We start from the raw sequence: 16,896 nt of genomic DNA on the forward strand, positions 1-16,896 counted from the left end.
GCCACGGAGGTCACCACCGATCTGCGCACCACGAGGATGATCGCGGCACTGGTCAACCGCCTCACGGCCGAGGTGACCAGCATGCCCTCCGCGTCGCTGTTCACCGCGACCACGACGCACAACGCCACATCGATGTCGGCACACCGCAGCACCGCATCACCGCGGCCGTCACCGTGCACGACGTGAGCCCCGTCGTAACCCGCGATGGCGGCACGATCGGAGTCGACCTCCACGACGACGACACTCGTGGCGGTCGCGAGTTCCACCAGGGTCAACGCGGCACGACGTCCCGTCGCGCCGTACCCGATGACCACGACATGGCCGAACATCACTGCTCCTCGCGATGATGGGCGAGAACACGACTCGCCACTTGGTCCCACAACCCTCGCATCGCACTGACCGAGGTGAACCTGACGATCTGCTTGCGCTTTCCCCAGGTCGATCCGCACGTCGCCGATCGAAGTGGGGGAGCAGAACATCATGGAGCGAGGCGGAACAGCGGCGACACCCGTGCGGCATCCGAAGTCCGACCTCGACCGGACGACCCGTGCTCATCGTGACAGCGGGGAACGGGAACTAGCGGGCTCGGCCTCGGCGGAGGTTGAGGAGGTTCCACACGAACAGCACCGGGGCGCCGAAGGCGATCACCACGATGACGCTGATCGTGTCCCCGCTGGTGGCCCGGTTGTGGGCTGCTGCTGCACCACCGGTTTCACCAGCGCCTGCGGCTGCACCTGCGCGGGCAGGTTCTTCACGGCCGCCGGAGCAGCGAGCGCGGGCAGCGGAATGGCCTCGGTGTCGTCGAAGTCGACCATGCCGGTGGCCTCGATGACCTGGATGTGGTCGAGCACCACCTCCATGCGGCGTTCGGCGAACGCGCGGATCTCGGTGTTGCGGGTGCTGCTGAGGATCTGGGCCAGGAACGTGAAGACGCCACCGCGAGCGGCCCGCAACCGGTTGGCGAAGACCTGGTCGAACTCCGCGCTCCCCGTCGGTGCGGCACGTTGCACGCACCCGGCACCGCCACGGTCGTGCGGGTGTCCGGCGGTCGCGTGCTGACCACCGGCGGCCCGTTCGTGGAGTCCGGGGAGCGCCTGGGCGGGTTCTACGTCATCGAGGCCGAGGACCTCGACGCCGCGCTCGGCTGGGCGTCCAAGGTGACCGAGATCATCGCGACGCCGATCGAGGTCCGCCGGTCGCCGGGTTCGCGACCGAGCCGGGAGGCTGGCCCCGTGCTCGGCAACGTCGAGCTCGGCCGGATCTTCCGCGAGGAGTTCGGCCGCTCGGTGGCGGCGCTGATCCGCTTCACCGGCGACATCGACGTCGCCGAGGACGTGGTGCAGGACGCCTTCGCCACGGCGTTGCGCAGGTGGCCGGTCGACGGCCTGCCACCCTATCCCGGTGGCTGGATCATCACGACCGCCCGCAACGCCGCCGTCGACCGGCTGCGCCGCGAGGCGCGGGGTCGAAGCCCGCTCGGCGAGGTGGCCGTGCTCGCGCCGAGCGAGGACGTGCCCGTGCAGGACGCCCTGGGGGACGACCGGCTCCGGCTGATCTTCACCTGCTGCCACCCCGCCCTGTCGACCGACGCCAGGGTGGCGCTCACCTTGCGGCTGCTCGGCCGGTTGTCCACCGCCGAGGTGGCCCGGTCGTTCCTGGTCGCCGAGCCGACGATGGCCCAACGACTCGTCCGGGCCAAGCGCAAGATCAAGGCCGCCCGCATCCCCCACCGGGTTCCCGCGGCCCATGAGCTGCCCGACCGGCTGTCCTCGGTGCTGGCCGTCCTCTACCTCCTCTGCACCGCGGGCCTGAACAGCCCCGACCTCGGTTCGGAGGCGATCCGACTCGCCCGGACCGTGGCCGTGCTCCTGCCCGGCCAACCCGAGGCCGTGGGCCTGCTGGCCTTGGTGCTCCTGACCGAATCACGCCGACCCGCGCGCGCCCGCCCGCCCCGGCGGCGCGCTCGTCCTGCTCGGCGACCAGGACCGCGCCCTCTGGGACCGCGACCTGATCGCCGAGGGACAGGACCTCGTGCGCTGGTGCCTACGACGCGACCGGCCCGGCCCCCACCAACTCCGGGCCGCCCTCAACGCCGTGCACGCCGACGCCAAGACCTCGCGGGACACCGACTGGCCGCAGGTCTTCGCGCTCCACGACCACCTGCTGTCCCTCTCCCCACCCCGGTCATCGCGCTCAACCGAGCCGTCGCCATCGGCGAGGTCCGGGGTCCGCGCGCCGCACTCGACCTCGTGGACGCGCTCGACCTGGACGACCACCACCCGTTCCACGCCACACGGGCCGACCTGCTCCGAAGGCTCGGCCGCCACGACGAGGCGCCGGTGGCGTACCACCACGCCACGACCCTGGTGCCCACCGCGGCCGAACGGGACTTCCTCAGACGCGGAGGTCGAGGAGCACGCTGACGGCCGTATCCGCCCCCCTTGCGCCCGCGCTCCTCGGCCGACGCGGCCGGTTCGCCAACGCCGACTACCGCCGGTGGTGCCGCCTGCCGGACGCGCGGCACCACCGGACCGGTCACTCCTCGCAGGTCCGGTCGTGGTTGACGCACCGGACGACGCGGTTCATCAACCGCTGGGACATCACGGTGGCGAAGTCGTCGTGGTCGGTCGCCGGGTCGTGGTCCTCCTGGGGGAAGGAGTCCACCTCGTACTGCCCAGCCTGCTGGACCGCGCGGGGATGTCGTCGACCAACGTCACCCGGAGTTGCGGCACCGGCTTGAACCCCCGCTTGCAGGAACCGTTGGCGTTGGGGGAGACGATGTGGTCGCGGTGGTTCTTGCTGTCGGTGTTCTTGCCGTCCCAGCAACTCGGGAGGTCGTGGACGCGCAACACCTTGCCGCCCTCGGGGCAGAACGGGTACTTGTCGATCACGACCGCGCCCTCGAACCCGCTGCAACTCCACGACGCGCGGGCGTTCTGGGTGCCATTGACCGACTCGTTCTTGTCGTCGACGTCCTCGGGCGGGTTGTCCTTGGTGTTGTGGCAGATGTTCTGGGCAGATGCCGGGCGCACCCCTCGGTGGCGATCCCGCCACGACTCACCACTGGTGGGCGACATCCACGACAATGCGGTCGGGCAGCGTGAACACCCGGAACGGCAAGCGGGCGCGGACACCCAGCCCGAGGTCCGTGGTGCCCTCCCAGGACCCGGCCCAGGCGACCTGCCGGAACGTCCGGTAGCCGGTCACGTCCACGACCTCGGCCGGGTCCGCCGGCTCGTAGGTAGGGTCGAAGTCCTCGTCGTAGGACGGCGAGTACGCCATCACGAACAACTTCGCACCGCCGCGCAGCGGAACCGGCTCACCCGACCCGACGTAGGTCACCTCGTCGGCGTAGCGCACGTGGTAGCCGCCGTCGGCCAGGTGGGTGTCGATCACCAGCCGGTCGAAGTGCTCGTGCCGCCCGGAACGAATGCCGGTCACCGCACCGCTGGTACCGGTGATCACGGTCTTGGGCCCCGATCCCCAGTGCGCCGGCGCACAGGCAGTGGCACCGGCACTTGCCGACACCACCGTCATGGCTACCGGTACGGAGGCGACCGCCAACGCCAACCTGCGCATGATCTCCCTCTCCCTCACGTGGGCTTCCCACCCGGCGAACACGAGGCGCCCGGCCAGCCACCCGGATTGTCCGATCGGTTGTGGCTGTTGTGCGTCAGCACATCACGACACCCGTCACGTTCGGCGACGCGCATCGCGCCGGTACTGGTAGGTCGCCGCCGCACTGAACCCGGCCGTGACCACGACGATGAATCCCATGGCCATATGGTGGCCCACCACGGTCGGAGCATCCGTGCCCTCGTTGTAGCCGAGCACGAACGGCGCGATGATCAACCACGCACCCAGCACCACACAGGCGAGGCTGAGCAGCGGTGTGGCGTCGAGGACCACTGTCCGAACCACCGCCAACAACACGAGGACCACGCCGACCACCACGGAGTTCCAGCGGCCGTCAAAACCTCGACCCGTGGCCGTGTAGTCCAACGCGAAGGGCGAGACGGCCAGCCAGAAACCGGCGAGCATGGTCAGCGCACTGACTGCCCTCGCGGCAAGAGGATTGTGTGCGGTTCGGTCAAGGGCCGCACCTGTGGGCTGTTCGGTGATTAGCACGTCATCGCTTCGAGACGACGTTCTCGGTTGATGGTTCATTCTCGCTCCCTTCGCTCTCGGCTTGATTCCTCCTGATCGGGTCGTGAGCCGTGACGCTCTCCCGAGACGCGGCTGCTCACACCCGGCGTTGTCCGGTCCTGGTTCAACGGGTCCCACCTTTCAACGGGGTCCCACCTTGAGGAACGGTCTGACAAGCCACGCGGCCGGCAAGCGAGGTGGTCGACCGCCGTGACGAGTGTCCGTTGGTGTTCATGTCGTTCGGGTACCCGGACGACCGCCTCGGAGACAGCACGACGAACGACGTCAGGCAACCGCAAGGTTCACCTCCGGCGCTGTGTCGGCCACCGGTACTGACGGCTCAGCAACCAGCGGATGCGCTGCCGTAAAACTCCAGGGGGGTGGTCGTCGGGCGAAGGCCGGCACCCGTGGGCCGAACGGGAGCGGATCGCGGCGGATCTCGTTGAGGTGAACGGGGCGCAGTGCCAGCACCAGGTCGTCGGCCCGAACGGCGGCGTCGACGAACGACCTCACAGGTCAGCGCGGAAGACCGGTCACCTCGCCGCTCCGTCGCGCAGTTCTCCGGAGATCACCACGCGGGTGGTGCCGAGGCGGGCGGCCACGGAGCTTGCGTGCGGCTTGCGCACGACGACGACAACGGCCGACTTCGTCAGGCGCCTCACGACCGCGGCAGGCTCGATCGAGCAGGGTGCGCGGCGCGAAATCCGAACTGAAGCAGCGCAGCAGGAGGTTGGCGGTCACGCCGTGCTCGGGGAGGGCAACGTGATGGTGGAGCGCAGGGCTTGAGCGGGCACCACAACCGCATCGAGACCGCCCGACCAAAGCCGCGGTGTGGGTCGAGGACCGGCCGGACGGCGGCTCCCGATTAGTCGTCGAGATCGCGGAGGCAAGCCGGTGAGGCGCTCGACCATGCTGGTGGTGCGTCGTGGCGCTGACCGGGTGCGGGGTGATCACCCTGGGCGAACCGAAACCACTCGTGACGTCGTCGACCACCCCCCAACCCTTACCCACCCTCAGGCAACGACCGGATCCGCCGTCATCCTCACCGTCGGAGCCGACCAGTTCGTCGGCGGTACCCGATTCGACCACGTTGGTCGAATGAGGCACAGGCCGACCTGAGTCGCTCAGTCGGTTCAGCGGAAGCAGAAGTGCGGTCCGACCGCCCGATCACGACCGCTCCAGCCCGCTCCGGTCGCCCGCAGCCACAGCTCGTCCCACGACACCGGTGCTTGATCGCCGTTGTCGTGGATACGCCCGCAGTGATCGCAGATCAAGATCAATTCGATATCGAGTTCATCGGGACTCGCGGTCACGGTGCGGTTTTCGCCTCTCACAGCAAGGGAACGTGTTCCGTGCAGATGTCTGCCGCCCCGTGCGGCAGGCACCTGGTCGTGCACCTGGAGTGTCATAGCGACCTACCCCGCTGTCGCCCACGACGCGGGAAATGAACCTTGCGATCACACCTCTGGACGACCAGGCACTGGAGCGAGACCACCACCAGCTACACCGGGGTCCTGCGCGTGCTGGGGATGTGCGCGGACCGCTGCTCCATCACGGTGGGCCTGGTCGGAGGTGCCGGGATGCCCGCGGTTCGAGTCGACGACTGGCTGGACCGGGCGCTGGACCCACTCGCGACAGCCGTCGCCGAGGAGACGTCACGAACTCTCGATCGAAGTCGCTTGGTCGCCGGGGATTGAGCCGGAAATCCGACGTCGACGGCGCGTGAATCGAATACCCGGCACAATGGCCAAAATCCAGCATCTCGATTGATTCTCGACATCAGCCGAGTCTCGTAAGGAACACGTAAGGCATCCTTGGTCAACTTGGCGGTCACCCCGTCCGGCCATTCCCCGTGAAGATAGGAGTCGCCCCACACCGGAACCGAAAGGACTCCTCGCATGGAGAGCCCGCTGGCGCGCCGACTGCTCGCCGAACTCGCCGGAACCACCACCCTGTGCCTCTTCGGCATCGGCGCCGCCGCGGCCGTGGCCAGAGTCGAGGCGGGCGGACCGGGACTGCTCGTGGTGGCACTCGCCCACGGGCTCGCCCTCGCCGTCGCCATCTACGCGTTCGGCTCGGTCTCCGGCGGCCACTTCAACCCCACCGTCACCATCGCCCTGGCCGCCAGGGCCCGGTTCCCCTGGCGCGAGGTGCCCGCCTACGTCCTCGCGCAACTACTCGGCGGCACGCTCGGCGCGACCGTCATCCACCTCGCCTACACCGGCTCAGGCACCACAGGCGGACTCGGCGCGACCACCCTCGCCGAGGGCGTGAACGTCGGCCAAGGCCTGCTCGCCGAGGCATTCGGCGCGTTCCTGCTGGTCACCGCCGTCTACGCGCTGGCCGTGACCTCATCGGCCCCCAAGGGCGTGGCCGGCTTCGGCATCGGCCTGGCGCTGGCCGTCCAGATCATGGCGATCGGTCCGCTCACCGGCGCCTCGGTCAACTTCGCCCGCACCATCGGCCCCGACCTGGTGCTCGCCGTCACCGGCGGCCAGGTCGCCTGGTCACACCTGGTCGTCTACCTCGTCGGCCCGATCGCGGGCGGCCTGGCGGCCGCGCTGCTGCACGAGGCCGTCAGCGGCCTCAAGACCGCACGGCCGACCGTTGAACGGGTCTGAGCCGACCGAGCCGATGCCTGCCGACGTCGCCAGACACCTGGCCTGCCTGGCAGGCAGTTCGGCGATCACCGAAGGCTGGACGGTCGACAGCGTTTCCCACAACTCGCGGTCCTGCACGATCGACGTTCGCACGCAGGTAAAGCCCCAATTTTCCCCGGAGAAGGAAGTGGAACTCGGACCATAGCAGTCCTGCACTGATCCCCTAGAGAACCGAATCGGACTCCGCAACCGATTCGGCACGGTTTCGCGCGTTTGATTCGCGATTTACGGTCAGGTCCACAGCATTCGCTGTGGACCTGACCGTCGTGTACTGCTGGGCCCGATCCACGGAGGCCGATTTGCGTACGGGCTGCTTGTGCGGCATCTTTGCGCACGGAGCGCCGGGAAGTCTGGTCGGCAACGCCTGCCCCGCACGGGGTGGGTGGTTCGACGTTGACGGGAAACCAGATGGCGCTCGTGTTGGCATTCGGTGTGGTTCTGCTCATCAGCGTGTCCCTGTCGGGCGTGGCGGCACGCACCGTGCTCTCGACAGCCCTGCTGTTCCTGGTGGCCGGAGCGCTGATCGGCCAAGGCGGGTTCGGGCTGGTCGACATCCCGTCGGACGGGGCGTTCGTCACCGGTCTGGCGGACTTGGCCCTGTTCACCGTGCTGTTCACCGACGGCCAACGCGCGGGCCTGCCCGCGTTGCGCGACGGGTGGCGGCTCTCCGGCCGTGCACTGGGACTGGCGATGCCGTTGACCATGATCGGCATCGCGCTGCCCGCGCACTTCCTGGCCGGTCTGGACTGGACGACCTCGCTGCTCATCGGCGCGATCCTCTCCCCCACCGACCCGGTGTTCGCCGCGGCCATCGTGGGCCGCACCGACGTGCCGCTGCGGCTGCGGCGACTGCTCAACGTCGAGTCCGGGCTCAACGACGGGCTGGCACTGCCGTTCGTCCTGATCTTCCTGGCCACCGCCGCCGGCAGCGACACCGATCTGGGCACCATCACCGGCGAACTGGTCGCGGGCCTGGCACTGGGCGTCGCGATCGCGACGGTCATCACCCTGGCGTGGAAACTGCGCATCCTGACCGCCGAACCCCGCCTGCAGGCGCTGGGGCCGCTGTCGATCGGCGTGATCGTCTACGCGGCCTGCCACCTCACCCACGCCAACCCCTACCTCGCCGCGTTCGCCGCCGGATCGGTGCTGGCCACCCTGGACCACGGGACCGCGGAGAACTTCGAGCACTTCGGCGACCTGCTCTCCGAGGTCACGAAGTTCGCCGCGCTGCTGGTGTTCGGCGCGCTGATCACCCCGGAACGCCTCTCCCACCTGACCGCCGGCGACTGGGCCGTCGCGGTCATCGCGATCCTGCTCATCCGACCCGCCGCGATGCTGCTCTCACTGCTGCGAACACCACTGCCCGCGCGGGAACGATCAGTCGCGGCGTGGTTCGGTCCCAAGGGATTCGCCTCCGTGGTCTACGGACTGCTGGTACTGCAAGCGGGCATCCCCGCCGGGGAGCACGTGTTCGACCTCGTCGCGGTCACCATCGCGTTGTCGATCGTGCTGCACTCCTCCACCGACGTGCCGATCGCCAAAGCGCTCAGCGTGGAGCCACCCGGCAACCTGCCCACCGGTCGGCCCGTCGAGAAGACCGACCGGCGGCGAGGACTGTGAGCGCCGGAACGGTGTTCGCGGTGCTGTTCATGGTCACGTTGGCACTCATCCACCGACGCCAGTCGTGGATTCGACTGGCGTCGGTGCTGGGATGGGCGCTGGTGTGGGTGGACGGCGAATGGGCCAACCACTGGACGGACTCGATCGGACTGGCCGTCACGGGCTGCTGCCCGCTGTGGCTGTGGTTGCGTTGGAACGACGACGAACGGCGTCCCGACGAACACGGATCGAACGGTTCACCGGTGGTCACCGCTGAACTCGCTGTCGATGAAGTCGAGCACCTCCCCCAGCGACGCCGCCGAGAGGTCGAGGCCGGAGGGCTCGTCGGCGTCCGGGGACCGGCGGTCGGTCCACAGCCGCAGCAGCCGGGAGAGCCGGTCGGCGACCTCGTCGTGCGGTTCGGGAACGGCCGCGGTCAGCGCTGCCTCCAGGTCGTCGAGCGCGGTGGTCAGGGGCGCGGTCGGTGGTGGGGTGAGCAGGGTGGTGAGGTGGTCGGCCAGCGCGTTCGGGGTGGGGTGGTCGAAGACGACGGTGGCGGGCAGGCGGAGACCCGTGTCGCGGTCGAGGCGGTTGCGCAGTTCGACGGCGGTCAGCGAGTCGAGGCCCAGGTCGAGGAAGCCGCGGTCCGCGTCGACCAGTTCCGCGGCGGTGTGGCCGAGCACCTTCGCGGTGTGGGTGCGGACCAACGCCCTCACCGCGTTCGGGTCCGAAGTGGACACCTGGCTCGGTTCGGGTTCCGGTCGGCCGCCCGCGAGGTCGCGCAGCAGGAACGGGGCCGAACGCGAGGCGCGCAGGCCCGCGAGGTCCAGTCGGGCCTGCACCAGGGACTCGGTCCCGCCCGCGGTGCGGTCGAACAGGGCCAGTCCGTCGGCGGCGTCCAGCGGCAGCATCCCGTTGGCGGCCATGCGGGCGAGGTCGGTGCCGCTGAGCCTGCCGCCCAGCCCGTCGGGCTGCGACCACAGCCCCCAGGCCTGCGACACGGCGTGGCCGCCGCGACGGCGGACCTCGTGGGCGACCGCGTCGAGGAAGGCGTTCGCCGCCGCGTAGTTGCCCTGGCCCGGTCCGCCGAGCACACCGCTCGCCGAGGAGAAGAACACCAGCAGGCGGAGGCCGGGCAGGTCCTTGAAGTGCAGTGCGGCCTCGGTCTTGGCGCGGAGCACGGGGTCCACCCTGTCGCGGTCCAGCGACAGGACGGCCCCGTCGTCGGTGACACCGGCGGCGTGCACGACGGCGGTCACCGGGCGGTCGACGGTCGCCAGCAGGTCGGCGAGCGCCGCGCGGTCGGCGACGTCGCACGCCAGGACGCTGACCTCGGCGCCCAGCGCCGTCAGCTCCTCGTGCAGCGCAGGCGCGCCGGGGGCGGCGGGGCCGCGCCTGCTGACCAGCACCAGGTGCCGCACACCGCGTTCGGCCACCAGGTGGCGGGCGAGCAGGGCGCCGAGCCCTCCCGTGCCGCCGGTGATCAAGACGGTGTCGTGGTCGCCGAGGTCCACCGGCTCCGCGGTCGGTTCGGCGCGCACGAGCGACGGCGCGAACAGCTTTCCCGCCCGCAGCGCGAGCTGCGGTGCGCCGGTGCCGACCGCGCGGCCGATCTCGTCGTCGGACGGCGGTCCGTCGGTGTCGAGCACGGTGAACCGGTCGGGGTGCTCGGTCTGGGCGGACCGCACCAGGCCCCACAGCGCCGCCTGGTCCGGGTCGACCTCCTCGGCGGGGTCGACGGCCACGCCGTGCCGGGTGAGCAGGACCAGTCGGGTCCGGTCGTCCGACCGACCGGTGAGCCAGCCGCGCAGCAGGGCGACGGTCTCCACGACGGCGTCGGCCGCACGGCCTCCGGGCGCGGGGTGGACCACCAGGTCCGGCGCCGGGTGGGCCGCGGGGCGCAGCGGCGCCCAGTCGAGGCGGAAGAGCGCCTCACCGGTGACGTCGCGGTCGGCCGTCAGCCGCGCGCGGTCGGCGGGGGCGAACTCGACCGAGGCGATGGACGCCACGGGGGTTCCCGTCGCGTCCGCGGCCTCGAACGAGATCCCGTCCGCGGCGCGCGTCACGCGGACGCGGGACACCGGTCCGCCGTGCGCTCGCAGTCCCCGCAGGGCGGTGACGAGCGGGCCCGCGAGTCCGGGCACGGCGTGCCAGGCCGAGTCCCAGCGGCCGACCGGGACGGAGTCCAGTTCGACGAGGACCTCGTCACCACGCGACCACGCCGCCACGGGGCGGAACGCCGGGCCCAGCCGCAGCCCGCCGGCGGGTGCCGGGTCGATCCGCTCGGCGTCGGCGGGCGGCCACTGGTCGAGCGGCGCCACCGGTGCGTGCTCCGCGGTGCCGAGCGTGCCCGCCGCGAAGCGGGTCCACCCCCGCGGGCCGCGCCGGTGGAAGAGGACCTCCCTGGCGCCGTCCTCCTCGGGGTGGATCCGCACCTGCAACTCGACCTCACCGGCCTCGGGAAGCACCAGCGGCACCTCGACGCGCAGTTCGTCCACCACCGGGCACCCCACGACCGAGGCCGCGTGCAGGGCGAGGTCCGCGAGCAGGCCACCTCCCGCCACGACCTCGCCGAACAGGACGTGGTCGGCGGCCCACGGCAGCGTGGTGGCGGACAGGACACCGGTCAGCACCGTCTCACCGGTGCCCGCCAGCTCGATCTCCGAGGTCAGCACCGGATGACCGGACCGGGCCAGGCCGACCGGTCGGGTGGTGGCCTCCTCCAGCCAGAACCTCTGGTGCTGGAAGGGGTAGGTGGGCAGGTCGACCGGCGCGGCCTCGGGGACGACCGCGGTCCAGTCCACCGGCACGCCCGCGCAGGACAGGGCGCCCACGGCGGTGAGGAGGGCGACGTCCTCCGGCTGTCCGGACCGCAGGGCGGGCACGGCGAGGCCTTCGGTGACGAGCGGGGTCAGCACGCTGCCCGGACCGACCTCCAGGTGCACGCGGGTGCCGAGAGCGGTCAGCACGTCCCCGAAGCGGACCGGTTCACGGGCCTGCCGCAGCCAGTACTCGGCGTCGAAGGCCTCGTCCGCCTTCCCCGTCACCGAGGACACGATCGGCAGGCGTGCGGGGGCGAAGCTCAGTCCGGCCAGCACCTCGGCGAACTGCGGCAGCAGCGCGTCCACGTGCCCGGAGTGGAAGGCGCGGTCGACCCGCAGCCGCCGCGTGCTGAAACCCAGCGCGGCGGACTCGGCGGCGAGGGCGAGCACCGCCTCCTCGTCACCGGAGACCACCACCGACGACGGTCCGTTCACCGCCGCGATCCAGGTCCCCGGCCTCAGCAGCGCGACGACATCGGACTCCGGCGCGCGGACCGACACCATGGCGCCGTCGGGCATCCGCTGCATCAGGCGGCCTCGCGCGGACACCAGCGTGCCCGCGTCCTCCAGCGACAGCACCCCCGCGACGTGCGCCGCGGCGATCTCGCCGATGGAGTGGCCCGCCACGACGTCCGGTCGGACGCCGAGCGACTCCAGCAGCCGGAACAGCGCCACCTCCACGGCGAACAGCGCGGGCTGGGTGTGCTCGGTGCGGTCGAGCGCCCCCTCGTCCTCGCCCCACATCACGTCGGTGAGCGCCGCCGCGGTCTCGTCGAGCGCCCGGCGGAAGACCGGGAAGGCGTCCGCGAGACCGCGTCCCATGCCCAGCCGCTGGGAACCCTGGCCGGAGAACAGGAACGACAGCCCGCCCGCGGCCGTGCCGGTCCCCACGGCCAGGTTCGGCGCGTCGTCCCCGGCCGCCAGCGCGTGCAGCGCCTGGTCGATCTCCGCCCGGTCGCGGCCGACGACGACCGCGCGGTGCGGGAGCGCGGCACGTCCGGTCACCAGAGAGCGGGCCACCCCGGCCGGTGTCCCCGCGGTCTCCGCCAGGCGTGCGGCCTGGGCGCGCAGCGCGTCCGCCGTGCGGGCGGAGAAGACCCACGGCACCACGCGGTCGGGCTCGTCCACCCGGTCCGCCTCGGGTTCCCTGGCCTGCTCCAGGATCACGTGGGCATTGGTCCCGCTGATCCCGAACGACGACACCCCGGCGCGGCGGGGCCGGTCCACCGCGGGCCAGTCGCACGCCTCGGAGGCCACCGCCACGGCGCCGGAGGACCAGTCCACGTGCGGGCTGGGCTCGTCGGCGTTGAGGGTGCCCGGCACGACCCCGTGGCGCAGCGCCAGAACCGCCTTGATCACCCCCGCGACCCCGGCCGCGGCCTGGGTGTGGCCGATGTTGGACTTCACCGATCCCAGCAGCAGCGGGACGTCCCGCTCCTGCCCGTAGGTGGCCAGCAGCGCCTGCACCTCGATCGGGTCGCCGAGCCTCGTCCCGGTGCCGTGCCCCTCGACCACGTCGACATCGGCCGACGACAGGCCCGCCGAGGCCAGCGCGGCTCGGATCACCCGCTGCTGCGCGGATCCGTTGGGGGCGGTGAGGCCGTTGGACGCCCCGTCCTGGTTGACCGCGCTCGCCCGCACGACGGCCAGCACGCGGTGGTCTTCGCGCCGGGCGTCCGACAGGCGTTCCAGCACCAGCACGCCGACGCCCTCGCCCCACGCGGTGCCGTCGGCGCCCGCGCCGAAGGACTTGCACAGGCCGTCCGGCGCCAGCCCGCGCTGCCTGCTGAAGTCCACGAACGGCTCGGGCGTGGCCATCACGCTCACGCCGCCCGCCAACGCCAGCGAGCACTCCCCCCGTCGCAGCGACTGCGCGGCGAGGTCGATGGTCACCAGCGAGGAGGAGCAGGCGGTGTCGACGGTCAGCGCGGGCCCCTCCAACCCGAAGGCGTAGGACACCCGGCCGGACACGACGCTGCCGGAGTTGCCGGTGCCCAGGTAGCCCTCGACGTCCTCCGGGACGCTCGACAGCCGTGACGCGTAGTGGCCGCCGTTGATGCCCGCGAACACGCCCGTGCGGGAGCCGCGCAGCGAGGTGGGGTCGATGCCCGCGCGTTCGAGCACCTCCCAGGAGACCTCCAGGAACAGCCGCTGCTGCGGGTCCATCGCGAGCGCCTCGCGCGGGGAGATGCCGAAGAAGTCGGCGTCGAACCCGCCCACGTCGTCGAGGAAGCCGCCCACCCGCACGTAGCTGCTGCCCGGACGCTCCCCCGACTCGTCGTAGGGGACGTCCCAGCCGCGGTCCGCCGGGAAGGGGACGATCCCGTCCCCCCTGGACACCACCAGGTCCCAGAGGTCCTCCGGCGAGGTCACGCCGCCGGGCAGCCTGCACGCCATCCCGACGATGACGACCGGGTCGTCGTCGTCGACCGCGACGACCTCCTCGGCCACCTCGGACTCCCCGCCCGACAGCTCGGTCCTGAGCATCCGGGCCAGCATGGCCGCGGTGGGGTGGTCGAACACGACGGTCGTCGGCAGGACCAGACCGGTGGCGGCGGCGAGCCGGTTGCGCAGCTCCACCGAGGTGAGCGAGTCAAAACCCAGCTCCCGCAGCGGTTTGTGCGGCTCGACCAGCGAGGGGTCCGACAGGCCGAGGACGCGGCCGATCTCCGTGCGGACCAGGTCGTCCAGGTCGAGGGGGACGGCGGCGGCTTGGACGACCGGTTCGACGACCGGCTCGACGAGTTCGGCGAACAGGGGCCCGGACCGGGTCGCGGCGAACACGTCCCAGTCGGCCGAGACGACGACGGTGGCCGCCACACCGGACGTGACGCTGCGGTCGAGGGCGGCCAGCGCGTCGTCGGCCCTGATCGGCGTGACACCGGTCCGCTCCATCCGCGCGGCGACCGCGTCGTCGGCGGCCATGCCGCCACCCGCCCAAGGCCCCCACGCCACGGCGGTCGCGGGCAGCCCGCGTGCCCTGCGGTGTTCGGCGAGGGCGTCGAGGTGGGCGTTGGCCGCGGCGTAGTTGGCCTGCCCCGCCGCGCCGACGGAGCCGGCGAACGACGAGAAGAGGATGAACGCGCGCAGGTCGAAGCCCTCGGTCAGCTCGTGCAGCGCTGCCGCCGCCCGCGCCTTGGGGCCCAGCACGCCCGCGAACCGCTCCGGCGTGAGAGCGCCGAGCACTCCGTCGTCCAGGACTCCCGCCGCGTGCACGACGGCGGTCAACGGGTGCTCCTCCGGCACCACGGCGATGGCGGCGGCCAACTGGTCGCGGTCGGCGACGTCGCACGCGACGACGGAGACACCGACGCCGAGCCCGCGCAGTTCGTCGACCAGGTCCGCGACTCCCGGCGCGTCGGTGCCGCGCCTGCCCAGCAGCAGGAGGTGCTCGGCGCCGCGGTTCGCCAGCCACCTGGCGACGTGGCCGCCCAGCGCTCCGGTGCCACCGGTGACCAGCGCGGTTCCCGCGAGGACGAGGGGTTCGGCCGCGACCTCGGCGGCGGGCACCAGTCGTCGGGCCAGCGCGCCGGACGCGCGCACCGCGACCTGGTCCTCCCCCGTGGTCAGAACGGAGGCCAGCCGGTCGAGCGCACCGTCGTCCGGCGCTTCGGGGAGGTCCACCAGACCTCCCCAGACCGCCGGGTGCTCCTCGGCCACGACCCGCCCAAGGCCCCACACCACCGCCTGCACCGGATTGGCGACCGGCTCACCGTCCCAGGTGGACAGGGCGGAGGACGTGGCGCACCAGAGCCGTGCCGCCGAGCCGGAGCCCACCAGGACGTCCACCAGCGCCTTGGTGGCGAGCAGTCCGTCCGGCACGGGCCGCGGGGCGAGACCGACGTCCCCCAGCGCGAGCAGGGACAGCACACCGCGCACCGGTTCCGCGTCGAGCACCGGCCCCAGTTCCTCGGGCGCGGCGATCACCGTGACGTCCGCACCGAGGCCGACCAGAGCGCGTTCCGCCCGGTCCGCGATCGCGCCGCCACCCGTGACGAGGACCCAGCGGCCGGTCAGCCCACCGCCGGACGGCAGCGGACGCCAGGCGTTGTGGTGGCGCAGGGAGTCGGTGGGCTCCTCGTCCGCGGGCCACCAGAAGCGCTCCGGCTGGAAGGCGTAGGTGGGCAGGTCGACCACGCGGGCGCGTTCGGCGCCCGCGACGGCCGTCGCGTCCCACCCGACGCCGCGGACGTGCAGTTCCGCAGCGGCCGCGACCACGGACTCCGCTTCCGAGCGCCCGTCACGCACCGCCGCGACGGCGTGCCCGGCCACCAGCGGGGTGAGCGCGGCACTCGGCCCGACCTCCAGGTGGTGGCGGACGCCGAGGTCGGCCAGCGCGTCCAGGACCTGGCCGAACCGCACGGGTTCACGGGCCTGGCGCAGCCAGTAGGCCGCGTCGAACGCGACCTCGACCCGACCGGTCACCGACGAGACCACCGGCACGCGGGGCGCCGCGAAGGACAGGCCCGCGAGGACGTCCGCGAACTCGGGCAGCACCGCGTCGACGTGACCCGAGTGGAAGGCGCGGGCCACCCGCAGCCTGCGCCACCTGATCCCGCGGTCGGCCAGCGCGCCGACCACCCGCAGGGTCGGCTCCTCGTCCCCGGACAGCACCAGGGACTCCGGGCCGTTCACCGCGGCGATCCACACACCGGGCTCCAGCACGACGTCCTGCTCCGACGCGCGCACCGAGACCATCACGCCGTCGGGCATCTCCCGCATCAGCCTGCCCCTGGCCACGACGAGCGCGGCGGCGTCGGCCAGCGACAGCACCCCGGCGGCGTGCACCGCGGCGATCTCGCCGATGGAATGGCCTGCCAGGTGGTCCGCGGTCACCCCCCAGGACAGCAGCAGTCGGTGCAGCGCGACCTCGAAGGCGAACAGGCCGGGCTGGGTGAACTCGGTGCTGTCCGGCAACTCCGGGTCGGTCCCCCACACGACGTCGCGCAGGGAGCGGCCCAGGTGTTGGTCGACTGCGGCGCACGCCTCGTCGAAGGCGGACCGGAACACCGGGAACGCCTCGGCGAGATCACGCCCCATGCCGAGGCGCTGCGCCCCCTGGCCGGAGAACAGGAACGCGGTCCGACCGGTCACCGACGTCTCGCCGACGACCAGGTTCGGTGCCGTGCCACCGCCCTCCAGCGCCCGGAGGCCGTCGACGAGCTGCTCCCGGTCGCGGCCGAACACCACGGCGCGGTGCGGCATGAGCGATCGGGTGGCGACCAGCGACCGGGCCACCTCCGCGGGTGTCCCCGGCGCGTCGACCAGCCTGCTCGCCTGCGCCCGCAGCGCGGCGGCGGTGCGGGCGGACAGCACCCAGGGCGTGAGCCCGTTCCCGCCGTCCTCGCTCGGGGGCACGTCCTCGTGGGGTGCTTGTTCGAGGATGAGGTGGGCGTTGGTGCCGCTGATGCCGAAGGAGGACACCGCGGCCCGACGGGGTCGGTCGTTCTCGGGCCAGGGTTGGGTTGTGGTGGTCAGGCGGATGGTGTCGGTGGTCCAGTCGACGTGCGGGGTGGGGGTGTCGACGTGCAGGGTCGGCGGCACGATCCCGTTGCGCAGGGCCAGGATCGATTTGATGACTCCGGCGACGCCTGCGGCGGCTTGGGTGTGGCCGATGTTGGACTTGACCGAGCCCAGTAGGAGGGGCTGGTCGCGTTGTTGTCCGT

General features: G+C 72.0%; 9 protein-coding genes and 3 pseudogenes. 4 read left to right on the forward strand and 8 right to left on the reverse strand.

What is annotated here, in order from left to right:
• Positions 1-329: NAD-binding protein (locus AC156L_RS34055; protein WP_330876547.1), on the reverse strand; the 329-nt coding region annotated here is incomplete at its 3' end.
• Positions 330-644: 315 nt separating this feature from the next.
• A complete protein-coding gene (locus tag AC156L_RS34060; RefSeq protein WP_330876548.1) occupies positions 645-1,010 on the reverse strand; it encodes a hypothetical protein in 366 nt (121 codons plus the stop codon).
• A 27-nt stretch (positions 1,011-1,037) separates the two neighbouring features.
• Between AC156L_RS34060 and AC156L_RS34065 the strand changes: the two are divergent.
• Positions 1,038-1,148, forward strand: a pseudogene (locus AC156L_RS34065) (YciI family protein); the annotation flags it as partial.
• A gap of 84 nt (positions 1,149-1,232) precedes the next feature.
• A pseudogene (locus AC156L_RS34070) lies at positions 1,233-2,423 on the forward strand (RNA polymerase sigma factor).
• 112 nt (positions 2,424-2,535) lie between these two features.
• Here AC156L_RS34070 and AC156L_RS34075 read toward each other — a convergent pair.
• The 5 genes and pseudogenes from AC156L_RS34075 to AC156L_RS34095 all read right to left on the reverse strand — a co-directional run.
• Positions 2,536-2,966: pseudogene (locus AC156L_RS34075) on the reverse strand (DUF1996 domain-containing protein); the annotation flags it as partial.
• Positions 2,967-3,057: 91 nt separating this feature from the next.
• Entirely contained in the window at positions 3,058-3,441 is a 384-nt protein-coding gene (locus tag AC156L_RS34080; RefSeq protein WP_330876549.1) for an AMIN-like domain-containing (lipo)protein, read from the reverse strand.
• 252 nt (positions 3,442-3,693) lie between these two features.
• On the reverse strand, positions 3,694-4,041 hold the full coding sequence (locus AC156L_RS34085; RefSeq protein WP_330876550.1) for an SPW repeat domain-containing protein: 348 nt from the start codon (positions 4,039-4,041) through the stop codon (positions 3,694-3,696).
• A gap of 638 nt (positions 4,042-4,679) precedes the next feature.
• A complete protein-coding gene (locus AC156L_RS34090; RefSeq protein WP_330876551.1) occupies positions 4,680-4,808 on the reverse strand; it encodes a hypothetical protein in 129 nt (42 codons plus the stop codon).
• Between the two features lie 471 nt (positions 4,809-5,279).
• Entirely contained in the window at positions 5,280-5,543 is a 264-nt protein-coding gene (locus AC156L_RS34095) for a hypothetical protein (protein ID WP_330876552.1), read from the reverse strand.
• A 501-nt stretch (positions 5,544-6,044) separates the two neighbouring features.
• Between AC156L_RS34095 and AC156L_RS34100 the strand changes: the two genes are divergently transcribed.
• Both AC156L_RS34100 and AC156L_RS34105 read left to right on the forward strand, forming a co-directional pair.
• Entirely contained in the window at positions 6,045-6,767 is a 723-nt protein-coding gene (locus AC156L_RS34100) for an MIP/aquaporin family protein (protein WP_330876553.1), read from the forward strand.
• A gap of 447 nt (positions 6,768-7,214) precedes the next feature.
• On the forward strand, positions 7,215-8,429 hold the full coding sequence (locus tag AC156L_RS34105; RefSeq protein WP_330876554.1) for a cation:proton antiporter: 1,215 nt from the start codon (positions 7,215-7,217) through the stop codon (positions 8,427-8,429).
• A 236-nt stretch (positions 8,430-8,665) separates the two neighbouring features.
• Here AC156L_RS34105 and AC156L_RS34110 read toward each other — a convergent pair.
• Positions 8,666-16,896 (reverse strand): SDR family NAD(P)-dependent oxidoreductase (locus AC156L_RS34110; protein ID WP_484407613.1); only part of this gene is annotated, 8,231 nt, incomplete at its 5' end.

Source organism: Umezawaea sp., from assembly GCF_057122925.1.